This window comes from Paenibacillus sp. OT2-17, assembly GCF_009827695.1.
In the GTDB taxonomy this organism is placed as follows: domain Bacteria; phylum Bacillota; class Bacilli; order Paenibacillales; family Paenibacillaceae; genus Paenibacillus; species Paenibacillus polymyxa_B.
Window position 1 is genome coordinate 1 of sequence record NZ_WUDQ01000457.1, and the last position, 3,032, is coordinate 3,032.

Genomic DNA, 3,032 nt, shown 5'->3' on the forward strand with positions numbered 1-3,032 from the left:
CACACGGCGACCAGGTAGTGGCTTATGTAAGAAGAGCGGATGCTCTGCCTGAAAATCACCCGAATTTACAAGTGGTTGTCGGTAGCCTGGATGACCACCGCAAAATGAAAGATGCGTTTACAAATTCAGACGCCGTGATCAGCGCGCTTGGACCGGCGCAGGATAAATCCAGAAAAGTGAAGGATTTGTCGATCCCCGGGCTCATGAAACCATCATTCAAACCATGCAGGCTTTAAATAAAAAACGTTTTGTCACACTGGGGACGCCTACCGTGAAAGCAAAAGAAGACCGTTCACAAATCAAACATAGAATGGACTGTCGTACGCATTATCAATCCGAATATCAAACAAGACGGCAAGAGCTATGGAATTTCGTTCGGTGATACGAAGTCAGGCATGAATGTATCTCGGGAAAACGTTGCGAAATGCTTGTACGATTTTGTTTGTAAATCTGCCTATATACAAAAAAATGCCGATTGTTTTTAATAAATAAGGGGAAAAAATGACAATTACAATATGGATTATACAAGGATTATTGGCAGCCATGTTTCTGTAGAATTAACAGACGCGGGATTCTGGAAAAGCGGCTTTGCCGCAGCCGGCGCACTCCTTTTGGGTATTACAGTATCATGACTCATATTCGGGTAAAAGACGGCCTTAGAAACGACGACGATTATTATTCTCGGTATCCTGCCTTTCGTACCGCTGTTCCTGCTCTATTAATTAACTAAAAGAAAAAGGCTGCCCAAAATGTCAAATATGGATGGAAAACATTTATTCGCTGGGCAAATTGATTGCGGAACAGCACAAGCGAAGGATCGAAGCGGCTGAGCGGGTTACAGCTATTTTACAAATGGCCAAAATGCCGGATGAAGCGGGACTCGATTATTATTTAGAAGGCCACAACAACTTTGCCTTGGGAGTGACCCGTCGACACTTTAATCAACGCTTTGTTAATGTCCCCAAACGTATAAGTTGAATCTATAGAGGGCTTGATATTTTCTTTTTCAACAAGTTTAGTAGTATCTTGTAATTGACTTCCATTGGATTGCACAAATAAAAAGCGATATTCATTTTGATTCTTACGTGCTAAAGAATTGTACATTGACAACAAGTTTATCCCCTATTTCACTCAATGACAGCTGGTACTAAGTCGCTATAGAGAAGCTTTGTGTCATTCCCCCTTGAACAGGGTAAACTTTGTGTCATTCTCCTCGAAAGGGACAAAGTTTGTGTGATTACATGACGAAGCTTTATTACTTATCCATATTATTAACTGCTTTCCTCATTTCTTCATCAGTTAAATGAGTATAAATCATAGTCGTTTGTATTAGGAATGTCCTAATTGGTTTTTCAATCTAGGCACATCATTGTTCTCCAAGTGATAACGCGTTGCAAATGAATGCCTCAGAGAGTGCACGGTTAAAGCTGGCTTTCCAAAAGCTGTAGCGTATTTTTCGATCAGTTTCTCTATAGATCGCTGAGTTAAGCGTCGGCTTTTTCCTTTACGACCTATAGAGCAGCAATAAACAAAAAGCTTTCAGTTTTCTCTGGTTTATATTTTGATTCTCTGATCTGCAGATAATTTTCTAAATCCAGTAAAGCTTGCTTGCTGAAATACACATATTGTTCTTTATTACCTTTACGGATAACACTTACTAAAGCTTTATTCATATCCAGATCTTCAAGGTTAATGCCTGCAACCTCAGAGAGCCTAAGACCGGATCCTAAAATGAGGGAAACATTGGCTGTATCTCGTTCACGATTAAATTGATGGAAATTGAAAATATGTTTATTCTCTTTATTAATCTTTCCGTAATCATGGGCTACAAATAACCTAAACGACTCAAAATCGTCTTCTCTAAGAATTTTCCCATCAATACGATTGGCAATGGTTTCTTGGCTTTCTTTAACTACATTTAAATCCATTTTGGCCATAACATTGCGCTGGATATATGGTTTTAAGTCATTTGTTTCAGCTTTGTTCTGTAAGTAATCAAATAAGGATTTTAGTGAGGACAATTTACGGTTGATGGTTAGCTTGGCATTGCCTAGTTGATACTCCAAAAAAGATAGGAAATTTTCCACTTCACGAATCGTTAGTTTCTCCAAAGTAGCTAATTTAATGTTTTTACGGCTATCTTCAGTAAAATTTTCTGCAACTAACCAATCAAAAAAAATAATATAGTCATGGCAATAGTTCAGAAGCGTTGTGGGAGAAAGTTTTCGTTTTCTGCTATCAATAAATTCCGTAATAAACCACGGAAGATCAGACAATTTTTCATCGATTCGATTCATGTAATGCATTTTCATTTGTTTATCCATATATGTATAACCTCCGTAAATTATGCTACCAATGGTTGGCGCTCAAATCAGCATGTCTCGTCAAGGAAATTGTTATGACAATGCCTCTATGGAGAGTTTCTTCTCGCATCTCAAAACGGAAGACTCTACCCTTATCATATCCGAACGGTTACCGAAGCACAAAGCAAAATTGAGAAATATATTCGTTTTTATAACCGAAAACGGCCACAACGAAAACTAAAAAAACTGACGCCGGTAGAGTACCAACGCCAGTTTGCGGCCTAGGGTCTTTTTTCAATGTCTAGAAAATGGGGTCTTGACCATTATTCAGCAGGGTGTTTAATTCATTATTATTGTGTTTCGCAGGTATTGCTGCAATAATGTCTTTCCCTTTATTAGGAAGAGCTTTTTCGCCTTCATAGATGATATTGCCATTTTCATCATATGTTCCAAATTTAACTTGCTTTGTTTTCCACAAGTCCTTAAAGAAATCTATTTTTCCTGTGAAGATTGGTTTATTTGGCCTTCCCATTTAACCCAAGCAGCCCCATCTATAACCACAGCATATTGTGCTATTTCTCTATAGACATAAATAAAGTTGTTGCTCTGTTTGTTGAGGAAGTAATAAGTTCCTCCATCCCCTCCTTCTTCAGTGCTGGCGAGTTCCTCATGTAGAGAAATCCTTGGTAATTGGATAGCTCGTTTCTGGATTCTTCTAGTTTATTGCTG

At 38.5% G+C, this 3,032-nt stretch carries 5 protein-coding genes and 1 pseudogene; 3 read left to right on the forward strand and 3 right to left on the reverse strand.

Going from position 1 to position 3,032, the window contains the following annotated elements:
* Both GRP75_RS23005 and GRP75_RS29340 read left to right on the forward strand, forming a co-directional pair.
* The coding region (locus tag GRP75_RS23005) for an NAD(P)H-binding protein (protein WP_160790470.1) at positions 1-236 on the forward strand (236 nt) is incomplete at its 5' end.
* A 526-nt stretch (positions 237-762) separates the two neighbouring features.
* The gene (locus tag GRP75_RS29340) at positions 763-978 is read left to right on the forward strand and encodes a hypothetical protein (RefSeq protein WP_202404274.1); all 216 of its coding nucleotides are present in this window, start codon (positions 763-765) and stop codon (positions 976-978) included.
* Here the strand turns inward: GRP75_RS29340 and GRP75_RS23010 are convergent.
* Together GRP75_RS23010 and xerS are read right to left on the reverse strand one after the other, a co-directional pair.
* Entirely contained in the window at positions 892-1,104 is a 213-nt protein-coding gene (locus GRP75_RS23010; protein ID WP_237449148.1) for a zinc-binding dehydrogenase, read from the reverse strand. The genes GRP75_RS29340 and GRP75_RS23010 overlap by 87 nt on opposite strands.
* 151 nt (positions 1,105-1,255) lie before the next feature.
* Positions 1,256-2,324: pseudogene (gene xerS / locus GRP75_RS23015) on the reverse strand (tyrosine recombinase XerS).
* 168 nt (positions 2,325-2,492) lie between these two features.
* Between xerS and GRP75_RS30745 the strand changes: the two are divergent.
* On the forward strand, positions 2,493-2,588 hold the full coding sequence (locus tag GRP75_RS30745; RefSeq protein ID WP_481856250.1) for an IS3 family transposase: 96 nt from the start codon (positions 2,493-2,495) through the stop codon (positions 2,586-2,588).
* Positions 2,589-2,604: 16 nt separating this feature from the next.
* Here the strand turns inward: GRP75_RS30745 and GRP75_RS23025 are convergent, their stop codons facing one another.
* On the reverse strand, positions 2,605-2,835 hold the full coding sequence (locus tag GRP75_RS23025; protein ID WP_160790471.1) for a hypothetical protein: 231 nt from the start codon (positions 2,833-2,835) through the stop codon (positions 2,605-2,607).
* Between the last annotated feature and the right edge of the window lie 197 nt (positions 2,836-3,032).

Excerpts from the sequence above, each read along its gene's own strand:
- GRP75_RS29340 (WP_202404274.1), top strand. The coding sequence starts at position 763 with ATGGAAAACATTTATTCGCTGGGCAAATTGATTGCGGAACAGCACAAG.
- GRP75_RS23010 (WP_237449148.1), bottom strand. The coding sequence starts at position 1,104 with ATGTACAATTCTTTAGCACGTAAGAATCAAAATGAATATCGCTTTTTA.
- GRP75_RS23025 (WP_160790471.1), bottom strand. The coding sequence starts at position 2,835 with ATGGGAAGGCCAAATAAACCAATCTTCACAGGAAAAATAGATTTCTTT.